The organism is Streptomyces sp. NPDC104106 (genome assembly GCF_055584345.1).
On record NZ_JBVJMF010000022.1, the window covers coordinates 1 to 16,811 of the forward strand.

At 69.1% G+C, this 16,811-nt stretch carries 19 protein-coding genes; 3 read left to right on the plus strand and 16 right to left on the minus strand.

All coding sequences use genetic code 11. The annotated features are described in order from the left end of the window. Positions 1 to 317 precede the first annotated feature (317 nt). The 9 genes from ACZ60X_RS36010 to ACZ60X_RS36050 all read right to left on the minus strand — a co-directional run bounded on the left by ACZ60X_RS36010 (position 318) and on the right by ACZ60X_RS36050 (position 5,092). Positions 318 to 704, minus strand: a complete 387-nt coding sequence (locus ACZ60X_RS36010; protein WP_469607877.1) for a hypothetical protein — start codon at positions 702 to 704, stop codon at positions 318 to 320. 86 nt (positions 705 to 790) lie between these two features. Beyond that, positions 791 to 1,303, minus strand: a complete 513-nt coding sequence (locus ACZ60X_RS36015) for a DUF6573 family protein (RefSeq protein ID WP_469607880.1) — start codon at positions 1,301 to 1,303, stop codon at positions 791 to 793. 86 nt (positions 1,304 to 1,389) lie between these two features. After that, the gene (locus tag ACZ60X_RS36020) at positions 1,390 to 1,608 is read right to left on the minus strand and encodes a hypothetical protein (RefSeq protein ID WP_201843412.1); all 219 of its coding nucleotides are present in this window, start codon (positions 1,606 to 1,608) and stop codon (positions 1,390 to 1,392) included. Positions 1,609 to 1,656: 48 nt separating this feature from the next. Beyond that, complete coding sequence (locus ACZ60X_RS36025; RefSeq protein ID WP_469607883.1) at positions 1,657 to 2,226, minus strand: hypothetical protein; 570 nt, start codon at positions 2,224 to 2,226, stop codon at positions 1,657 to 1,659. Positions 2,227 to 2,302: 76 nt separating this feature from the next. Beyond that, on the minus strand, positions 2,303 to 2,698 hold the full coding sequence (locus ACZ60X_RS36030) for a DUF3846 domain-containing protein (protein ID WP_469607886.1): 396 nt from the start codon (positions 2,696 to 2,698) through the stop codon (positions 2,303 to 2,305). Positions 2,699 to 3,287: 589 nt separating this feature from the next. Continuing rightward, positions 3,288 to 3,512, minus strand: a complete 225-nt coding sequence (locus tag ACZ60X_RS36035) for a hypothetical protein (protein ID WP_469607889.1) — start codon at positions 3,510 to 3,512, stop codon at positions 3,288 to 3,290. Between the two features lie 2 nt (positions 3,513 to 3,514). Continuing rightward, the gene (locus tag ACZ60X_RS36040; protein ID WP_469607892.1) at positions 3,515 to 3,832 is read right to left on the minus strand and encodes a hypothetical protein; all 318 of its coding nucleotides are present in this window, start codon (positions 3,830 to 3,832) and stop codon (positions 3,515 to 3,517) included. 2 nt (positions 3,833 to 3,834) lie between these two features. Further along, positions 3,835 to 4,347: a hypothetical protein gene (locus ACZ60X_RS36045; RefSeq protein ID WP_469607895.1), complete on the minus strand. Its 513-nt coding sequence runs from the start codon at positions 4,345 to 4,347 to the stop codon at positions 3,835 to 3,837. 76 nt (positions 4,348 to 4,423) lie between these two features. After that, the gene (locus ACZ60X_RS36050) at positions 4,424 to 5,092 is read right to left on the minus strand and encodes a hypothetical protein (RefSeq protein ID WP_469607897.1); all 669 of its coding nucleotides are present in this window, start codon (positions 5,090 to 5,092) and stop codon (positions 4,424 to 4,426) included. Positions 5,093 to 5,649: 557 nt separating this feature from the next. Here ACZ60X_RS36050 and ACZ60X_RS36055 point away from each other — a divergent pair. From ACZ60X_RS36055 to ACZ60X_RS36065, 3 genes are all read left to right on the plus strand, one after another. After that, complete coding sequence (locus ACZ60X_RS36055) at positions 5,650 to 6,144, plus strand: hypothetical protein (protein ID WP_469607900.1); 495 nt, start codon at positions 5,650 to 5,652, stop codon at positions 6,142 to 6,144. A 105-nt stretch (positions 6,145 to 6,249) separates the two neighbouring features. Further along, positions 6,250 to 7,212, plus strand: a complete 963-nt coding sequence (locus ACZ60X_RS36060) for a hypothetical protein (protein WP_469607903.1) — start codon at positions 6,250 to 6,252, stop codon at positions 7,210 to 7,212. A gap of 192 nt (positions 7,213 to 7,404) precedes the next feature. Further along, the gene (locus ACZ60X_RS36065; protein WP_469607907.1) at positions 7,405 to 9,468 is read left to right on the plus strand and encodes a Shedu anti-phage system protein SduA domain-containing protein; all 2,064 of its coding nucleotides are present in this window, start codon (positions 7,405 to 7,407) and stop codon (positions 9,466 to 9,468) included. 132 nt (positions 9,469 to 9,600) lie between these two features. Here ACZ60X_RS36065 and ACZ60X_RS36070 read toward each other — a convergent pair whose 3' ends face one another. From ACZ60X_RS36070 to ACZ60X_RS36100, 7 genes are all read right to left on the minus strand, one after another. Beyond that, positions 9,601 to 10,869 carry a phosphoadenosine phosphosulfate reductase domain-containing protein gene (locus tag ACZ60X_RS36070; RefSeq protein ID WP_469607909.1) on the minus strand — a complete coding sequence of 423 codons (1,269 nt, stop codon included), beginning with the start codon at positions 10,867 to 10,869 and terminating at the stop codon, positions 9,601 to 9,603. 87 nt (positions 10,870 to 10,956) lie between these two features. Beyond that, positions 10,957 to 11,610 (minus strand): hypothetical protein, encoded by a 654-nt coding sequence (locus ACZ60X_RS36075; RefSeq protein WP_469607911.1) that lies wholly within the window; start codon positions 11,608 to 11,610, stop codon positions 10,957 to 10,959. Positions 11,611 to 11,794: 184 nt separating this feature from the next. Continuing rightward, the gene (locus ACZ60X_RS36080; RefSeq protein WP_469607913.1) at positions 11,795 to 13,342 is read right to left on the minus strand and encodes a hypothetical protein; all 1,548 of its coding nucleotides are present in this window, start codon (positions 13,340 to 13,342) and stop codon (positions 11,795 to 11,797) included. 104 nt (positions 13,343 to 13,446) lie between these two features. Further along, entirely contained in the window at positions 13,447 to 13,806 is a 360-nt protein-coding gene (locus ACZ60X_RS36085; RefSeq protein ID WP_469607916.1) for a WYL domain-containing protein, read from the minus strand. 223 nt (positions 13,807 to 14,029) lie between these two features. Then, entirely contained in the window at positions 14,030 to 15,094 is a 1,065-nt protein-coding gene (locus ACZ60X_RS36090) for a DUF6292 family protein (RefSeq protein WP_469607924.1), read from the minus strand. 59 nt (positions 15,095 to 15,153) lie between these two features. After that, a complete protein-coding gene (locus ACZ60X_RS36095) occupies positions 15,154 to 15,438 on the minus strand; it encodes a hypothetical protein (RefSeq protein WP_469607927.1) in 285 nt (94 codons plus the stop codon). A gap of 403 nt (positions 15,439 to 15,841) precedes the next feature. Continuing rightward, positions 15,842 to 16,672, minus strand: coding sequence for a hypothetical protein (locus ACZ60X_RS36100; RefSeq protein WP_469607929.1), 831 nt, complete (start codon positions 16,670 to 16,672; stop codon positions 15,842 to 15,844). Positions 16,673 to 16,811 lie beyond the last annotated feature (139 nt).

A 16,811-nucleotide genomic window follows, 5' to 3' on the forward strand; every position in this document is an offset into this window, starting at 1 on the left:
ACCCCCACCATGACACCATTTCAGAAACCGGCACACCCGATCCGTGAATTCACCGCACGCCCGCACGAAAACAAACCTCCCCGCCCCTGACACACAGGGCAGGAGACAACCATTCCCGGGACACGGAAGGGGCCTGACGGCCCCACCAGACACCCAACACACAAACCCCCGGAACTGACAGAGCATCAGACATAATCCATAAACCGCAAGCCGCAACCAGAAAACCGAACGAACCCGAAACAAGAAACCCCGACAAGGCCCCAGAAAGGCCCTTCCCGGGGTCCCTCCATACCCCACATTCTCTGAGCTGCTATCAATCAGTCGATGTAGTGGCGACGGATGGCTGCGGCGATACAGTCACCCCAAGTAGACAATTCCTCGTGAGTGCGTGGCGCGAAATCCGGCAATTCGATGGTGGGGATGTAGTGCCGTTCCGACGAGGGCATGACGTCGTCGTGGATCTCTACGCACAAATCTCCCTCCGCGTCGACAAAAAGGCGCAGAGACTGGCCGTTGAGCCGGGAGCCATCGGGCTCCTCGGTGTAGAAGATCAGGGCCCATGCGCCGAGGAAGCCGGACTCGGCGCCCCAACCGGGCCCGAGGGAGCGGGCGGCGGCACGGCCGTAATCCGACAGGGCGTAGATGTACTCGGTGCCCGGCTCGGGGTCGTAGATGCCCTCGGTAGCAAGGGCAGAGTTGCTCATCGGGTGTTCCTCCATGTTGTGGGGGCTCGGTCTGGGGGCAGAAAGTGCCGGCGGGCGTGACCGGGCCGGTCACGCCCGCCAAGGCGTCAGTCCTCGTCCGGCTGCGAGATCGTCATGACCGGCTCCGCGTTGTCTCCAGGCCCAATGCGGGCAACGAGATGGACGCGGCGCGGCTGGCGGCCCTTGCCGCCACGCGGGACCCGATACAGCTCGACCGTGACCCTGCTGCCCCCGCCCCGGCTCCGCCGGATGGCGAAGCGGGTCATGTTCAGGACGTCCCACAGACGGCCCGTCTCGTCCTGCGGGGTCTGGCGGCGGCTGTCCTCGTCACTCCACTCCACGCAGTCGGCCCATGCGGCGGCGGTCAGCGCGACGGGAACGCGAAAGCCTGCCTCGCGGGCCAGTTCGGCCGGGGCGGGTACCAGGACCCCGTCGGCGATGGCCTGGGCGCGGGTGTAGGTGTGGATGACGTCGGCTTCGCCGCCGAACAGTTCCGTGAGCGCGTCGGCGCGGTCGTGCTGTTCATCGGGAGTCCAGCGCATGGCGTCTTCGCTGATGCCGTCGTAGTCGGACGCGCCGGGGATCAGGGAGTTGGACATGGTGGGCCTTTCAGTCGTGTCTTCGGTCGGTCCCGGCGGCGGGGGTGCCACTCCCCCGCCGCCGGGCTGGGTTGGTGCTGGCCTGGTTAGACCGCCAAGACGTCGTGCCCGAGTTGGACGAGCCGGAGGGCGATTCGGGCGGCCGCCTGTCGGTCCTGGCCGGGTTGGGTGAAGGCTTCGATGTCGGGCTGCCAGGTGAAGGCGGCGGCCTCGATGGCGGCGCGCGTTTCGTCGTTGAGGTCGTCGGCGCACTCCGGGGCGACGACGACGGCGCCGAGCCGGGTGTCTGTTGTCACCAGGTACATGGGTCCGGTCCCCTCGAAAGGATCGGGCGGGCGGTGCCCGCCTGGGAGTTAGCGGGCGCGGCGGGCGGCGGCGAGGAAGCAGCGGATCCTCTCCACGACGGCGGTGGTGTCGGCCCGGAAGTCGCGGCAGCCGGACCCGTCGTGCAGGACGACCGGATCGGGGGCGTCGGCGGCGTCGGAGTCGTAGACCACGTACCAGCCGTGATGCTCGGCCGGGTCATAGTCGATCTCGTTCTCGGTGTCGCCCGTGCCCGAGATGCGCACGTACGCGTCTGCACCGGCGGGAACCCAGATCCACACCGCTCCGGCCGAGGCGTCGCCGCCGCGCCGAGACCTGATGGACACGTCCGCGAGGACGGCTTGCAGGAGTGCTCCGGCGCTTTCCCTCTCGACTTCCTCATCCGTGCGGCATTGCAGGTATGCGTGTGCTGCTGCGGTGTCGGCGTCCGGGGCGTCGAATTCCATAGCCCAGCGGGTGAATTCTTCTTCGCTGGTTTCCAGAATTGCGAATTCTTCAGTGACCGGTCCGGGGATTACTCCGGCGATGAAAAGGTCGCTCATGTCGACGTCTGAGCGCAGGCCGATGACGGTGAAAGTCTGAACAGCTCCGCTCTGCATTGGTCTTTTCCCTCTCTGCTGAATTACTCGGGGGCGCTGGCCCTCGGGTGGGCCGGGGGCCAGCGCGTGACCTGTGTCAGGAGCGGGGGCGCGGCATGAGGTTGACCGTGGCCGTGTCCAGGTAGAGGTCGACCAGGGCCAGGGCCTGGGTGTGGCTGAGTCCGTGGGGGTTGCCGTTGGCGTCGGGGGTGCCGGTGAGCACAACGTCACCGATGTACGGCAACGGGGTGGGGCGGTAGAGCGCGATGAGGCCGTGGGCGGCGCGGTTGGGGTGCTGGCCGTAGGCTGCGGCGTCCTGGTCGACCCAGAGGGTCAGGGCGGTGGTGAGGTCGACCGGGCGGGCGTTGTCGCAGCACAGCGCGCGGTGCGGGGTGCTGACGGGGAGCCAGGCGAGGAGGCGGAAGTTCCCGGTGGGCTGGATGATCAGGGCGAAGCGCTGGTCGTCGCTTGCGGTGGTGGTGATCGGGGACATGGGTGTCTCCTGAACTCGGGTGTGTGTCTTCGGTGTTGGGGCCTTGCCACAGGACCGGCCAACAAGACAAATATACTGCACTAGCATCACGTTTTGCAGGGGTTGGGGGATCTTTCTTTGATGCATTTCCCCTGGCCAGAGCGAGTTTTCGGGCGTCGGGCCGGGGCACGTCGCGGGGCGTGTCCGCGCCCCGTGGCGCGCAGCGTCACGGGTAAGGGATGCGGCAGCGCGGAGCGAGGGAGCAGGGCGCGGAGCGCACTGGGACCGGCTGCCGCCTCCCGCAGCGCGTGAGCGCGCGGAGCGCGCGGCCCGGTGGACGCGGAGCGGTCACCGGGCACGCGGCGAGGCGGTACGGCGCGCGCAGCGTGCCGCACCGCCGACCGGCACGGACGGCGGCGCGCCCCGGCCCGACGAGAACTGATGCTGCGCCCCGCTCTGCCGCGCCTGGGGCGCTGCCGCGCCCAGTTATCCCGTCGGGCCGTGCGAGGGCGTCAGGTCGGCTCCTGTGGCGTCCTGGGGTGCTGTGCAGCGCTTCCCTTCGGCGGCGCGTCCCCGGGGTGGTCTGGGCGCTCCGGGGACGCGTGGGGGATCACGCGGTCTGTTCGACCTTCAGTGTCCCGTTGCCGGAGGGTTCGAGCCCTTCGGGGTCGAGGTCGACGGTCACCACCTGGGGTGCGCCATGCTGTTCGCCGTGAACGGTGAACACCGTGGCCCAGGACCCGGGGTTGCGGTGGATGGCGAGGGCCTTACGGGCCGCGTCGACGGGGTCGCTGGCGTCCAGGTCGATGTCCCAGCACACGCGGTAGGAAGCCATGCTCACGCCCCCTCTTCGGGCGCGCAGCCAGCCAGCGCTTCCACCAGGTCCATGGCCCTTTCGCCGTAGCCGGCACGCATCTCGTCGTAGGCCGGATACTGGGCGGGGTCGATGTCCGCGCCTTCCAGGATCTCGCCGTCCTCAGCGGGAATCCGGTACTTGTTGACCGCAGCGTGAAATCGGGCGAGGAAGTCGCGCGCCTTTGCGGCCAGTTCGTCGTACGCGGTCAGCCGTTCGGCGCCTGGCCACTGGCTGGCCGGGGCTGCCGGGGCGCTCGATGGTTCGGGCCTGGTCGGCGTCGGGGGCTGGAAGGTGCTCACGGCTACGCCTCCGGTCCGGCAAGGCAGACCTCGTCGAGGCTGCGTTCCGTGATGGTGAGCGCGGCGTTCTCGCCGGTGGGGTCGAGGTCATCGAGCCACAGGCTTTCGTTCTCGTCGAGGTAGCCGTGCAGTTCGTGCTCGTCGGCCGCGATGCTGGCCGGGACTTCAACCTCGGAGCGGAACTCGTAGACGACGGTTTCGGTGACCGTGAGGTCGACGGTCACCGGGACGTCCGGGTCGTCCTCCCCGTCAGTGCCGTCCCGCTCGGGCTCGGGCTCGGGGCGGCGTACGGACAGGACCTTGTCGGAGCTGATGAGCGTGGGGCCGTCCCAGGAGACGTCGAGGAGGACAGACATCCATCCGGCCTCGTCGGCCGGCGCGGCCTCCCGGACGACAGCCTGGGCGGAGCCGCTGAGGACGGAGAGCTTGTCGCCGGGGCACAGGTCCCGGGCGTACATGCAGGTCTCGCCGTCGAAGTGGAAGTCGGGTCGGGTGTGGTTGCACAGTGCGGACATGCTGCTGCCTTTCGGTGAGCGGTTGGCGTTGCTGGTGAGGCCGGGGCGGCCCGGCGTAGGGCCGCCCCGGGGGTGCTCACATGGCGGGCAGGAGCTGATGGCCGGTGCGCTGCCAGAATCCAGCCGGGGCACGGTCGGCACGCTCGGGGAAGAGGGAGCCGGGCAGTGCCGTGATTGTGAATTCGTCGTCGCAGACCATGACGCGGGCGCCGGGGTGGTTTTGGGCGGTGACGCTTTGGGGGTCCATGTCCTCGAACCGCAGGACGCGGTGGCTGGTGCCGAGGAACCAGAACACGTCGCCGGGGACGTAGTCGTCGTAGGCGACCGTGACCGTATCGTCCGGGCGGATCTTGCAGTACAGGCGGGCTCCGACGGTCTCGGCCGCCGCGTGAAGGGCGCGGTCGAGGTCGTCGAAGGGGTGGATCTCCATGCCGATGGCGGTGTCGCTCTCGGCACTGCCGCCGGTGATGTAGACCGTCCCGCGCAGGGTCAGTCCCTCGTAGCCGTGGTGGGCGGCGAGGGTGGACGCGATCGGGTTGTTCGGGCCAGTGCTTGCGGGCTGGTGGTGCAGCTCAATGCCGTCGGCGAGCAGGAGCGTGGCGTATGGGGCCGCTCCGGCGAGGATGGGCAGTTCGGTGAGCAGCGTGGTGCGGGTGGGCTGGCCGACCGAGTGGGCGACCTCGCCGTCGGGGTGCAGCGTGGTGAAGATGCTGATCTCGTGGGGGTTGTCGTAGTCGAACGCCACGGGTTCTCCCTGGTTTTGGGTGGGTGTCTTCGGTGATCGGGGCCCTTGCCACGGGACCGCCTCACGAGACAAATATACATCATTTTCATCACTATCGGGGGAGGGAAACGCCTTTCTTCGCAGGTCACAGGATGTTTCGTGGGTGGGGGCGGCCCCGTCCGGGTGCGGGCCGGGCCGTGCGGCGCGGAGCGCCGAAGGCAAGGGAGACGGCAGCGCGGAGCGAGGGAGCAGGGCGCGGAGCGCACTGGGACCGGCTGCTGCCTCCCGCAGCGCGTGAGAGCGCGGAGCGCTCGGTCCGGGCGGACGCGGATCGGCTGCCCGGCACGCGGCGAGGCGGTACGGCGCGCGCAGCGTGCCGCACCGCCGACCGGCACGCGTCCGGGCGGGGCCGCCCCCACCCACGAAACGGAAAGGGCAGGTCTGCGCCCTATCGCGCCCCGGCCGCCGGTCCAGGTCCGTCAAGAGCTCCGTGGCGAGCCCGGGCTGGGCAGCGCGCCTGGATTCCCGGTCGGCGCCCGGGCGTTGGGGCCTTAGGCTGCTTGGGCACGGTAGGCGGCATGGGAAGCGTTGACGAACGGCAAGAGGCCCTGGCACTGGCCGCGCAGGCCCGCGACGTGGCATGGGCTGCGGACGGCACGCCCTGGCAGAGGGTCCTACGCGCGATCAGCGGCGGCAGATGGGGCCGGCAGCCCACCGGCTGGACCGTGATCAGGATGGATGCGCCCTGGCAGGACACTCCCTCCTCGGAACGGCCCGGCTGGAGGGAGCGCGCCGCGAACCTCGCTGGCGACGTCGCCTTCGCCGTCGACTACACCGTCTGCGCCCACTGCCGGCTCGGGTGGGTCGAGCAGCCCTACACCGTGGAGAAGTATCAGCGGTGCGGGCTGGCCACCGCGGGCCTGGGCGCGCTGCGCCTCGAGCACCCCGGCCTGTCCTGGCACACCCTGGGCGGCCATTTCCAGGACTCCCGAGCCTTCTGGGCGGCTGTGGGCTCCGGCGTGCCGGGCAGCTATCAGCAGCGCGAAACCTGCCCGCACGTGCCCGTGGGGTGAGCCCGGCCAGGCCCGCGCGCCGGCAGGGCCGCTGGCCGTTTCCGGAGGGGTAGGGCCCGATCGGGTTGACTGCTTTGTGTCGGTGCAGCCCATTAGCCTCGGGGTATGGGAGATGCGGTCAAGCCTGAAACGCTGCGGTCCGCCATAGCCAGCGTTGTATCCGAGTTGAAGTCGTACGAGGTTCCGGGCGAGTGCGTGCGTCTGGGACTGTCGCCAGGCGATGAGAGCGATGCCTTCAAGAGCAAGTTCCGCTACGTCATGCATCGGCTGCGGCCGCTGACGGTACCGGAGCTGACCGCCGTCGCGCGCAAGGTCCTCGACGAGTATGAGGCGCCGCAGCTGGAGCAGGTCCTCGCCTCCCTGGGGATGACCGGCGTCGACGGAGAGTTTAAGAATCTGATCTTTGCCGCTAACGGCCCCAAGCCTGAGATCGTTCTGCGCGACGCGGTCAACAACCGCCTCGACATCGTCCGCAACGCCAAGTTCTGCCTGACGTACACCCGGCCGCTCGGCGCCGCCGGCCTGTCGTGGGCGGAGCTCGTGAGCTGGTGGCAGGAGACGAACCCCGCCGTGTCGGGTGATCAGGCGGCCGCCTCCGGGGATCTGTGCGCACGGCTTGCGGAGTCGCTTGCCTCCCCGCCGGAGAAGGTCCTGTTCCATACGTACGCGGCGCTGTACTTCCGGGAGGGAGGGCCTGCCCTGCCCGCCCTGATTCCCCAGGTGTATCTCCACTACGACCCTTACACCGCGAAGGCCCGGGCCACGCCTGGCCCTTTGGCGAGGCAGCGTATGGACTTCCTCCTGCTGCTGCCCCACCGGGTGCGCGTGGTTCTGGAGGTTGACGGCCAACAGCATTACTCGGTCAACGGCAAGGCGAACCCTGAGCTGTATGCCCAGATGGTTTCGGAGGACCGGCAGTTGAAGCTTTCCGGGTACGAGGTCTACCGCTTCGGCGGCCACGAGCTCGATCACAGTGGCGGTCCTCGGGTAGTCGCCGGCTTCTTCCGAGACCTCTTCGCGCGTTACGACATACCGCTGCCGCCCACCGTGCAGGCTTCCAGCAACTAGCCGGGCGGGTGACGGGGCTGCGCAAGTCATGAGGGCCCGGGCCAGGCCGAGTGGATCGTCGGCCGCGGCCAGGCGGGCGAGGCAGGAGCGCTGCTCGCCGATGCCGCGGCATCGGCGACGTCACCGCTGAGGTCAGAGACATTTGATGTCCTATCACCCACATCTGAGGCGGAGGGCGTTCATTCTGGGGGCATGACGCAGTCCGCCGCCTCCCCGGCATCACACAGCAACAGCACGCAGAGGATCACGCCACTCACGCGACGCGACATCGTCGACTACCTGAGCGGTGAAGGCGGCCCCTGGTGGGGGCGGCTCGATGAGATCGACTTCCTTGGATCCCTGTACGACCTCGACAGGCTGGCGTCGACGGACCGCCGGTTCAGGACGGCGCGTGAAGACATCATCCAGCACCGGGTCAACAACCCGCTCGACTGGTCCGATGACTGGGTTTTCGAGTACCCGCAGTTCCAACTCCACGACGGCCCTGACGAGGTGCTTCTCGCCTTCCTGGCGCGGTTCGTGCATCCCGAGGTGCAGCCCGACGTTGACCACTCGTCCCAACTGGTCGCGAAGCTGAATCGCCTCCTCGGGCCGGACGGCTGGACCCTCCGCGCCTTCAAGTTCATATCGGGGCGGCCGGTCTACGCGCCAGCCCCCGCACCGGACACCGGCCCGCTGGTCTCACTGCCGCTCGATGACGACGACACCGGCAAACTCGACCTCGTCCTCGGACAGACCTACAGCCTCCTCGACCGCGACGGCGAGAAAGTCGCCCGAGACCTTCTCCGCCCGACTGTACTGACGCTGCGCCGTGACGGCGGCTTCTACCACCCCATGCCCGGTGACGGATGGACGGACGCCACCTACGAGGCAGTCCTCACCGTGCCGTCTGTCCTCCTGCCTGCATTCACGGAGGCGGTCACCAATGCGGTCTGGCAACGCCTGGAAGCCGTACTCGTCCGTCTCCAGCGCGCAGACGTCCAGTCCCTCGTGGTCGAAGGCGACATGGGACCGCTGCCGGCCGTCTCACCGGATTGGAGGAACCAGACGGCCGAGCCCGATCTCCCCGTTCTACGGCGCCTCCGCATCGGTCTCCCGACCACGGAGTTCGACGTCACGACGCAGGACTTCTCAGATCTCGAGATTCGCGGCCAAGGGCTCCCCTACTTCTACGACACGCGCAGAAGCCGCCTGATCACCGACTTCCTTCTCGATGACCGGCCGCGGGTGGCCACCTTGTGCAACGTCACCCTCATAAACAAGGACGGCGTCCTTTCTCCCAGGATCAAACTCTGGAAGAAGGACAAGACCAAGGCTGCGAAGACAGCAGCCACGGAAGCGATACCCGGCCCCGAGGCCCCTCAGATCGTCAAGGCACTCGTCGACACCAGCGATGTCCACGAAAGCTTCTGGAAGGTCATCCGCTTCCTCCAGAGCTGCGTCGGACTGGACATCCCTGAGAGCAGTCTGCGGCTGGTCGTCGGCGACGAAGCCGAGTTGGCTCGCCTCCTGGCCGACCAGGACCGCACGACTCTCCTCGAAGCCGTCAGGACCGCTGTCGGCGGCGCCCTCACGGAAGAAGACATCCGACTGATCAGTAACCGCAAGTCACAACTCCAACGGTTCCGCCAGCTGCTGACCGATCCGGACTACTTCGAGCGGGAGCGCCAACAGGTCGCAGGGCCAGAGGCAGTCTGGCAGGGCCTATTCGAAGAAAATCCGTGGATCTTCGGGTACGGGCTCAACCTCGTGGCCTGTGAACCACTGAACGACGGGAAGCTGGAGCGCATCACAACCGGCGCCAACATCTTCACCGGGGCGGGAAAGCGCAGTGACGCCGTCATGCGCTCCAAAGGCTTCATCAGCAGCCTGCTGCTCTGCGAAATCAAGACACATATGACGCCCCTGCTGGCTGGCACGCCGTACCGGCCCCCGGACGTCTACCAGGTCTCCAAGGACGTCGTCGGCGCAGTGGCGCAGGTGCAGAAGACCGCTCACAAGGCCCTCCGGCTGGTCACCGGCGAGCTGCACAAGCTCTATGAAGACGACGGCGCCCCGACGGACATTGAGATCTCTACCGCCCGCCCCCGACAGGTGCTGGTCATCGGTCGCCTCAGTGAGTTCGCCGACCGCGGTTCGGTGAACCCGGAGAAGATCACCTCCTTCGAGCAGTACAGGCGATCCATCCAGGACGTCGAAGTCATCACGTTCGACGAGCTCTACGAACGGGCTTGCTTCATCGTGGAGGACCGCTGAGGCCCGAACGCGCCAAGCCGAAAACGTGATCGCCTCTGACCCCCGGGCTTACAGCAGCGGGCAAAGGCAACCCCGCCCAGGGGCCGTGCCGCGTGGCCGGCGGCCCCTGGGAGGGCGCTCAGGTGTAGAGGGTCAGGCGGCCAGCGCGACGCGGGCCAGGTAGTCATCGGCTTCGCCGGCGCCGAGGTGCTGCCGGATGGCGTCGCCGCGGTTCCAGACCAGGGAGCCTTCCTCGCGTTCGAGGCGCTCGGCCTCGGCGTAGACCTCCGCGAGGCTGTGGCTCTGCTTGAAGCGGTGGCCGATCTTCGCTTCCAGGTCTCGGTAGCGGGCGGGCAGCGGCAGGCCGAGGGCCCAGCACAGGCGGGCGGCGCGCACGAGGACGTCGAAGGGGGCCAGGACGCAGAAGACGCAGGACAGGCGGGGGATCAGGGCGTCGTAGACCGGGTGGTACTCCAGCCCGTGGGTGGCGATCTCCTGCCAGACCTCACGGTCGGTCACCTCGAAGATGGGGTGCCAGGTGAGCACCATGCGGCTGTTCGCGCTGGTGCGCATGTCGATGGCCAGGCGCTGCTTCTTGCTGCGGGCCGGGGACTCGGCCGCGCGGATCCCCATGCAGTTGAGGATGACGGCCTGCTCGTCGAGGCCGAGTTCGGCGGCGATCTGGCGCAGGAGCTTGTTGGCGACGTCCCGCTTCAGGGTCGCCGTGCACAGCCGGCGAGCAGCGTCGGGCCACATGCCGCGCTTCTCGACCAGGCCGAGGAGTCCGCCCTCGGCGCGCAGGACGTGGAAGCGCAGGCCGTAGCGTTCGGCCTGGCGCTGGGCGAGTTCGCGGACGCCCGGCCACTCGGACTCTTCACCCAGATCGATGTGGATCACGACGACCTTGTGGAGGCAGCCCGCCTTCTTGGCCAAGGTTGCGATGCGGTGCAGCATGACCAGCGAGTCCTTGCCGGCGCTGGACTGCACCAGGATGGCGTGCGCGGCGTCCATCATCTCCAGCGGGACGTCGGCGAGTTCGTCCAGCAGGCCTGCGGCGATCTGGTCGCGGCTGGTTGCTCGGGCGCGGCCGCGGGCGTGCCGGGCGTACGAGGCACCGAGGGTGCGGTTGGCGGCGCGAGCTGACAGGAAGGTGCGGGCCACCTTGTTCTTGGCGGCCTGGAGGCGGTGGAGGCAGTTGGCGTATTCCTCCAGGGGCTCGTCCAGTTCATCGGTGGCCTGGGACGCCTGTGCGGGGTCCGGGGTGGTGGTGCGTTGCCGTGCGAGGTCGTCGACGTGGTCGCGGGCCTGGGCGGCGGCTTTTGCTGCCCGGGCGGCGGCGCGCACTGCGGCCGTGTGTGCGGCGGTCGCTTGCTGCGCCCGGCGGATCAGGTCCAGCAGGTGCAGGCGTGTGGTGTTGTCCATGGGTTCCTCAGCCGTGTGGTGTCTTCGGTGGCGGTGCGGGGCGGCTGCCACTGCCGTCCCGCACCGGGTTCGGAGCACAGTGGTGGGTCAGACGCGGTGGTCGCTGGTCCACCTGATGGGGATGCCGGGGAAGCTCAGTCGGGTGGACATGGCGCGGCGGGCGTTGTCCGCGGGCGTTTCGCGGCCGTCGAGGCGGGTGAAGGTGTGGGCGACGGGCGGGTGCGCGGCCACGAACCCGTCGGTGGTGTCGACTCCGGCGGTGATGACGGCAGTGATGGTGCGGCCGGTGCGGTGGTCGGAGCGGCAGTGGACGCGCACGGCGGGCGTGCCGTCCTTGATGCTTCGGGTCTCGGCGTACCAGTCGGTGAAGCAGGCGGCGTTGTAGGCGATGGCAGAGGCCGTGATGTCCTCGGGCGTGGCGGGGATGTCGGTGGGCCGGAACGGGGATGCCGCGGCCGGGTCGAGGGTGAGCATCACCTTCTCGGCCTGGTTGAGGGCGGCGTCGATGTACGCGAGGGCGGCCCGACGGGCGGTGAAGTCGCGGCGGGCGGAGACGAGTTCCTCAGCCGCTCCGGCGATCTCGTCGTGGACGGTAACGACGTCCAGGTGGTGTTCGGCCGGGGCCAGGCGCCCCATGGCGCGCAGGGCCTGCCGCAGGTCGCGCAGGTTGTCCTGGGACGGCGTGGTGCGGGCGAAGCGCAGGATCTCGTGTGCGGCGCGGGCGGCGGTGACGACAGCCATGCGGAATCTCTCCTGGAGCAGGGGGAGGTGGATTGGTGGGCATCCCGCCCAACCATCAATAGAAATATACCGCACTTACATCACGGACGGGAGGGGGGTGCACCCCACTCCCCCGCTCGGCCTGGCGGCCGCGCCTCCGGGACGGGCCTCCCAGAGGCGCGGCCGCGAGCCGGCCAGGCCGCGGTCAGGCAGTGAGCGTCACGTCGGTGGTGTCGATCACCCGGCGGATCGGGATCGGCGTCCCCTTCTTCCGTTTGGGTCCGGGCTTGGGGAGTCCGCGCACCGGCCGGAAGACGGTGCCCGTCCGGCCGGTGACGTCCCGCCAACGGGCCTCGAAGGATTTGCGCTGCTTGTCGACGGCGCCGGCGGGTGCGGCAACGAGGAACGCTTCAGCGCAGGGCAGTCCATCTGTGGGCAGCAGATAATGGGCGCGGCGGATGTGGGAGTGCTCGCCTCTCGTGAGCTTCACGTGCGGATTCTTCGACGCGTAGCGGCGTACGAGCAGCTCGGCGGTGAACCGGTCGCCTACCCACACGGTGCGCAGGGAGCGCCAGGACTGGCCCTTCTTGACCTTGCCGCGGCAGCCGTCGGGCCCAGAGCACCAGGGCGGGTGTTCGATGAGCTCTCCCGTCTCGTAGTCGACGTAGCCGCCCTGGGGGTGGTCGCGCCGACAGCGGGCGGTGCGCTCCTGCCGGCACCACCACTTCGGATGGCTGCACTTCCTGCCGTGGTGGGTGCGGCAGTCCTTGGTCCGGCCGATGAAGGTCATGCGGCGGATCTCGTAGACGGCGTATTCGGCCTGGTCCAGGGCGGTTTCGAACGCGGTCAGGACGTCGTTGTTGCGGCCGTCCTCGGCGAGCCGCTGGTAGAGCGAACCGGCGGGGCCGTACAGCGACATCTGCTCGTTCAGGGCCTGGGACACGAACTCCATGAGGAGAACCTCGGCAGCGACGTGGGGGTGCTCACGTAGCCGCTCCTCGTGCCGGTCGCGGGAGGCACAGACCCCGCTGAAGGGGCACTGCGAGCAGTACGATTTCTTGATCTTCTCGCCGAGCTGTTCGTAGACGTAGGCCTCGACGGCGGCCCGCTTCATCTTGGCCAGGATCAGCGGGTAGTGCGGCTCGCAGATGGTGCGCCCTGCCTTGGTGTTGTGGTCCCGCTGGATTTTGCTGTCCTTGTCGGCGCGGCCCATCTCGTCGTAGTGGTAGCCGATGACGCGCCGGTAGGAGGTTGTGCCGAACTCTGCGGCCGCCCAGTGGTCGAGCACCCAGCCTTTGAACCGGATGCTGCAGCGTCGCTGGCCGGAGGCGAGCATCGGGACGGTGCCGGCGGCGCGCAGTTCGTCGGACAGGCGCCATGGGCCGGCCTGGTGGATGCGCTGTGGGGTGCGGGAGTCGTCCAGGACGAGGACGCCTTCGGCGTCGCTCTTGCCGGCGCGGCACACCTGGACCAGCCGGACACGGCGTTCGCGCAGCAGGGGCAGGACGAGGCGATCACAGTAGGAGAGGGAGTCTTCCCATTCGTCGCCGGTGACGGCGTGGACGACGATCAGGTCGCTCAGGTCGGGTTCCAGGCCGTGGGCGGTGGGGTTGGCCAGGTACATCAGCAGGATTGCTGTCGAGTCGGCGCCCAGGCCGTAGGACAGGACGGTGGCGCGCTTGGGGCGGAAGGTGTTGGCCACGGGGGTGGCCGCGAGCTCGGCGAGCTGGGTGGGCGGCGCGTACGCGGGCATGCGGTGGCTCCAGGGGTTGGTGCGCGGGTAGCGGCGACCGGAGCGGCGGCCGCGGTGCCGGGCCCGTACGGCGGGCCCGGCACCGTGCGGTGTGCCGCGTGCGGTCAGTCGCGCTCCAGCTCCAGGGCCACGAACTCCTTCTCGGTGTGGGCGGTGAAGCGCACCGGGAGCGGGGCGTTGGGGGCGTCGAGGACGTACGGCTCGTCGAGGGCGATGTAGATCTGGATGCGGTCGGCCCGGAAGCCTCGGAAGTTCCCGCTCAGCCGGTCCATGGACTGCACGAAGACGGCACCGTCGTCGCCGCCGGTGACGATGTCGTGGATCTCGATGGTGCGGATGGAGGGGGCCTCGTCCGCGTCGGCGTACGCGATGGTGACGGCACGCTGTTCGTCCATGGCGCGGCCGAGGTCGGTAAGGGTGTCGGTGAGCGACTGGCGGGCGGTGTTCTTCATCGTGTCCAGCACGAAAGTCTCCCTGGGGATCTGTCTGTCTTCGGTGGTGGGCTCTGCCACGAAACCCACAAGACAAAGATACCGCACTAACATCATCAATGGGAGGTGAAGGGGCCTGTTTTCCAGGCAAATTGGCATGCCAGCCGACACTGGTTACGTGAAGCGGCCCGGACACCGAAACGATGTCCGGGCCGCAGGCCGAGGTTGTCGTGTCACGCGTTTTCTTGCCGGTGGGTCAGCCCTGCAGGGCTCCTCCGGCCGGGTGGACGGTCTTGGGATGCCTGGTGCCGTGCCGGTGGTCGGTGAGCGCGGCCAGCAGCTCGGAGGGTTCGGGCTGCTGGTGCTCGCTGAGGTAGCGGATGCCCTCGCCCTCCGGCGGGGTGCCGGTCTCCTTGCCGATCGGGTGCCGCCGGCTGACCGCAGTACGCCAGCCGTAGCGCTCGTCCCACACGAGGGCGGGCGCGTCGCATCCGCTCAGCGCCACGGCCGCGGCGAGCACATCGCCCTCCAGGCGCTGCACCCGGACGTCCTGCGCCTCGGCCAGGCCTGCGCCGACCAGGACGTCGGCGACGCGCTGCAGGTACGGCTGGACCTGGCGGGCGCGTAGTTCCGTGGCGGCGCTGGCAAGGGCTGTGCGCTGCACCGCGGTCGGGTAGCCGAGACGGGTGGCGGCCTCCTCGGGGGTCACGTCCGGTTCGGCCTGCAGCAGGTCGGCGATCCGCTCCCCGCGCAGCCGGGGAAGGGCACGCGCGGCCGCGGCATAGGACAGACCGACGCGCTCCTGGACGGTTGCGAGGGTCACCGCCGGGTCCTCGTCGAGCAGGTCGCCGACCCGGGCGGAGATCTCGTCGCGCGGCACCATGTCCCCACTGCCCTTCGGCCGGCCCTTGGGTCCGGTATCGGTGCCGGCGTCTTTGCCGGTGCGGAAGGCCTGCACGATGCCGCGCGGGCAGTGCTCCACACCCTTGACCTTGGTCAGGTGGGGGGCGATCTGGGGGTGTGTCTTGTAGTCGTCCCAGGTCTTGGGAGTGATGCCCAGCTCGGCGGCGGCTTCGTTGCGGTCGAGGAGGTCCTGCTCGTCGTCCTCCTGCGGCAGCTCGGGGACGGGTCGGCCGGCCAGGTGGGCAGCGGTCTGCTCGCTGTCCCACAGCTTCACCCGCGCCCCGTCGGAGCTGATCAGGGGCGGGAAGGCCTCGTCGGCGTAGGGCTTCTTGTTGCGGAAGGTGCCGATCGTCACGCCCATGGCGGCGGCGAGCTCTTCGCTGTTCTGGGCGTACTTCCGGCGTCCGGCGCGGATCATCACTCACTCCTGGTCGGTTATGCAGGGCGCCGGCGTCGGCGTTGCGGGCGGGGCGGGGGTTATGCCGTGGGGGTGGGCGTTTCGGCGGCGGTGGCAGGCCAACGGGTTTCGAGGGTGCGGGCGGCGGCGCGGTATCGGTCCTGAGCGGTGCCGGTCCGCGCGTCCTGGACCCCCTGCAGGCTCTCGAGCAGCACCGGCGCATCCAGGAATCGGCAGGCCGGGGCGTCGACGAGGCGAGCGCCGAGGTCCTCCAGGACCCGATCGTTGTGGTGCGCCTTGAGGGCGGCGCGGCAGCGGCGGGCGCGGCGTAGTACGGCGGCACGTGGGCGTGCGCGGTGCAGCATGAAGCAACTCCTTGACGACGCTGATGACTTCGGCGCGGGTGCGGTTGCCACAACACACCCAACGAAAGAAAGTTACCGGACTTGCATCATCGCGGGCAAGGAGGCGTTCTTCGTGCCTGTCGCACCGCTACACTCAGAGGGCGACGCAACCCGTGCGGGTCACTTCCTGTCCTCAAGCGGTGTGTGTCTTCGGTTGGCCGGTGCCCTTGCCACCCGCTTCGGCGGATTGGGCGCCGGCCGCTTTCTTTGTCCGCGGCCGGCCGACCGTCCCTGCAGCGTAAGGTGCCCCGCCGACGGGGGGACAGCGGGGCAGGGCCAGTGTCGCAGCCCGAGCCCTGCCCCGGGCGGTATTCGCCGCACCCGCGCTTCCCAATGGCCGAGTCCGTGCGCTCCTTCAGCCCTCCTACTGCCGGCCGAGGATGGCGGCGAGCCGGGCACGCTGCTGCTCTTCCTCGGCCATGACCTCGGCGAGGATCTCCCGGTCGATGTAGCCGTCGACAGCCTCCATCACCAGACGCTTGAGTTCGGCCGGTTCCAGTGCCTCGACCTCCCACTGCACGGGACGGTCGAGATCGAAGCCGTAGCGGCGGGCGAACCCGGGCCAGCGCGGATCGTCCCTCTTCCCTTCGGCCGGCGGCAGCTGGTACTCGCGGACCTGCCCGTCCGTCAGCAGCACCCTCTCCACCCGTTCCCAGCAGTCGGTGCGCTGCACCCAGTCGCGTTCGATGTCGGAGCCGCTGGCGTCGAAGTCGCCGATGTAGAGCAGCGCCGCCGGCCGGGGATCTCTGCGCGCGCGGTCACGGACGACGTCGGCGTAGGACTGGCTGCCGAAGCCGCGCACCACGAGGACGGGGATGCTGTACTCGGCGAGCCACCCGGTCAGCAGCTGGCGCAGCGTGTCCTTCTCGGCCGCCACGTACAGCGCCCACTCCTGCCCGCGGGTGCGGTCCAGGCGGAACCACTGGGGCATGTCCGCCACGAACGCGTCGGCGTCCGGCCAGGCCGGCGGAACGTGCACTTCGCGGATCGTGTCGATGAGGTCCGGGAAGAGCCCGTCGCGGCGGGCCTGGGCGAGCCGGGAGGACAGCCTGCGGTAGGTGGGTGCGGTGTTCGGCAAGAGCCCCTCGGCGACCAGCCGGTACATGACCTGTCGGACGGTGACGCCGCCGTCGTAGCCCTCCACGATGTCGCGGGCCCGGTCGATGATGTCCTGCCACTTGATGCGCGCACCCATCTAGTACATGTACCAATCCCTGCCGCCCCGTGGTCAACTCCGTTTCCCTGAGTGCCCATCCGCACCTCGCCGGCTCCACTCTCGGGAACCCACCGGTCTGCCGCCCGGTCCGGCAGTGCCCCGGGCCCCTTGCCTGGGA

Bases quoted from the DNA above. Each gene is read 5' to 3' on its own strand.
- ACZ60X_RS36010 (WP_469607877.1), bottom strand. From the start codon at position 704: ATGAGCAACTCTGCCCTTGCTACCGAGGGCATCTACGACCCCGAGCCG.
- ACZ60X_RS36015 (WP_469607880.1), bottom strand. From the start codon at position 1,303: ATGTCCAACTCCCTGATCCCCGGCGCGTCCGACTACGACGGCATCAGC.
- ACZ60X_RS36020 (WP_201843412.1), bottom strand. From the start codon at position 1,608: ATGTACCTGGTGACAACAGACACCCGGCTCGGCGCCGTCGTCGTCGCC.
- ACZ60X_RS36025 (WP_469607883.1), bottom strand. From the start codon at position 2,226: ATGCAGAGCGGAGCTGTTCAGACTTTCACCGTCATCGGCCTGCGCTCA.
- ACZ60X_RS36030 (WP_469607886.1), bottom strand. From the start codon at position 2,698: ATGTCCCCGATCACCACCACCGCAAGCGACGACCAGCGCTTCGCCCTG.
- ACZ60X_RS36035 (WP_469607889.1), bottom strand. From the start codon at position 3,512: ATGGCTTCCTACCGCGTGTGCTGGGACATCGACCTGGACGCCAGCGAC.
- ACZ60X_RS36045 (WP_469607895.1), bottom strand. From the start codon at position 4,347: ATGTCCGCACTGTGCAACCACACCCGACCCGACTTCCACTTCGACGGC.
- ACZ60X_RS36055 (WP_469607900.1), top strand. From the start codon at position 5,650: ATGGGAAGCGTTGACGAACGGCAAGAGGCCCTGGCACTGGCCGCGCAG.
- ACZ60X_RS36060 (WP_469607903.1), top strand. From the start codon at position 6,250: ATGGGAGATGCGGTCAAGCCTGAAACGCTGCGGTCCGCCATAGCCAGC.
- ACZ60X_RS36065 (WP_469607907.1), top strand. From the start codon at position 7,405: ATGACGCAGTCCGCCGCCTCCCCGGCATCACACAGCAACAGCACGCAG.
- ACZ60X_RS36070 (WP_469607909.1), bottom strand. From the start codon at position 10,869: ATGGACAACACCACACGCCTGCACCTGCTGGACCTGATCCGCCGGGCG.
- ACZ60X_RS36075 (WP_469607911.1), bottom strand. From the start codon at position 11,610: ATGGCTGTCGTCACCGCCGCCCGCGCCGCACACGAGATCCTGCGCTTC.
- ACZ60X_RS36080 (WP_469607913.1), bottom strand. From the start codon at position 13,342: ATGCCCGCGTACGCGCCGCCCACCCAGCTCGCCGAGCTCGCGGCCACC.
- ACZ60X_RS36090 (WP_469607924.1), bottom strand. From the start codon at position 15,094: ATGATCCGCGCCGGACGCCGGAAGTACGCCCAGAACAGCGAAGAGCTC.
- ACZ60X_RS36095 (WP_469607927.1), bottom strand. From the start codon at position 15,438: ATGCTGCACCGCGCACGCCCACGTGCCGCCGTACTACGCCGCGCCCGC.
- ACZ60X_RS36100 (WP_469607929.1), bottom strand. From the start codon at position 16,672: ATGGGTGCGCGCATCAAGTGGCAGGACATCATCGACCGGGCCCGCGAC.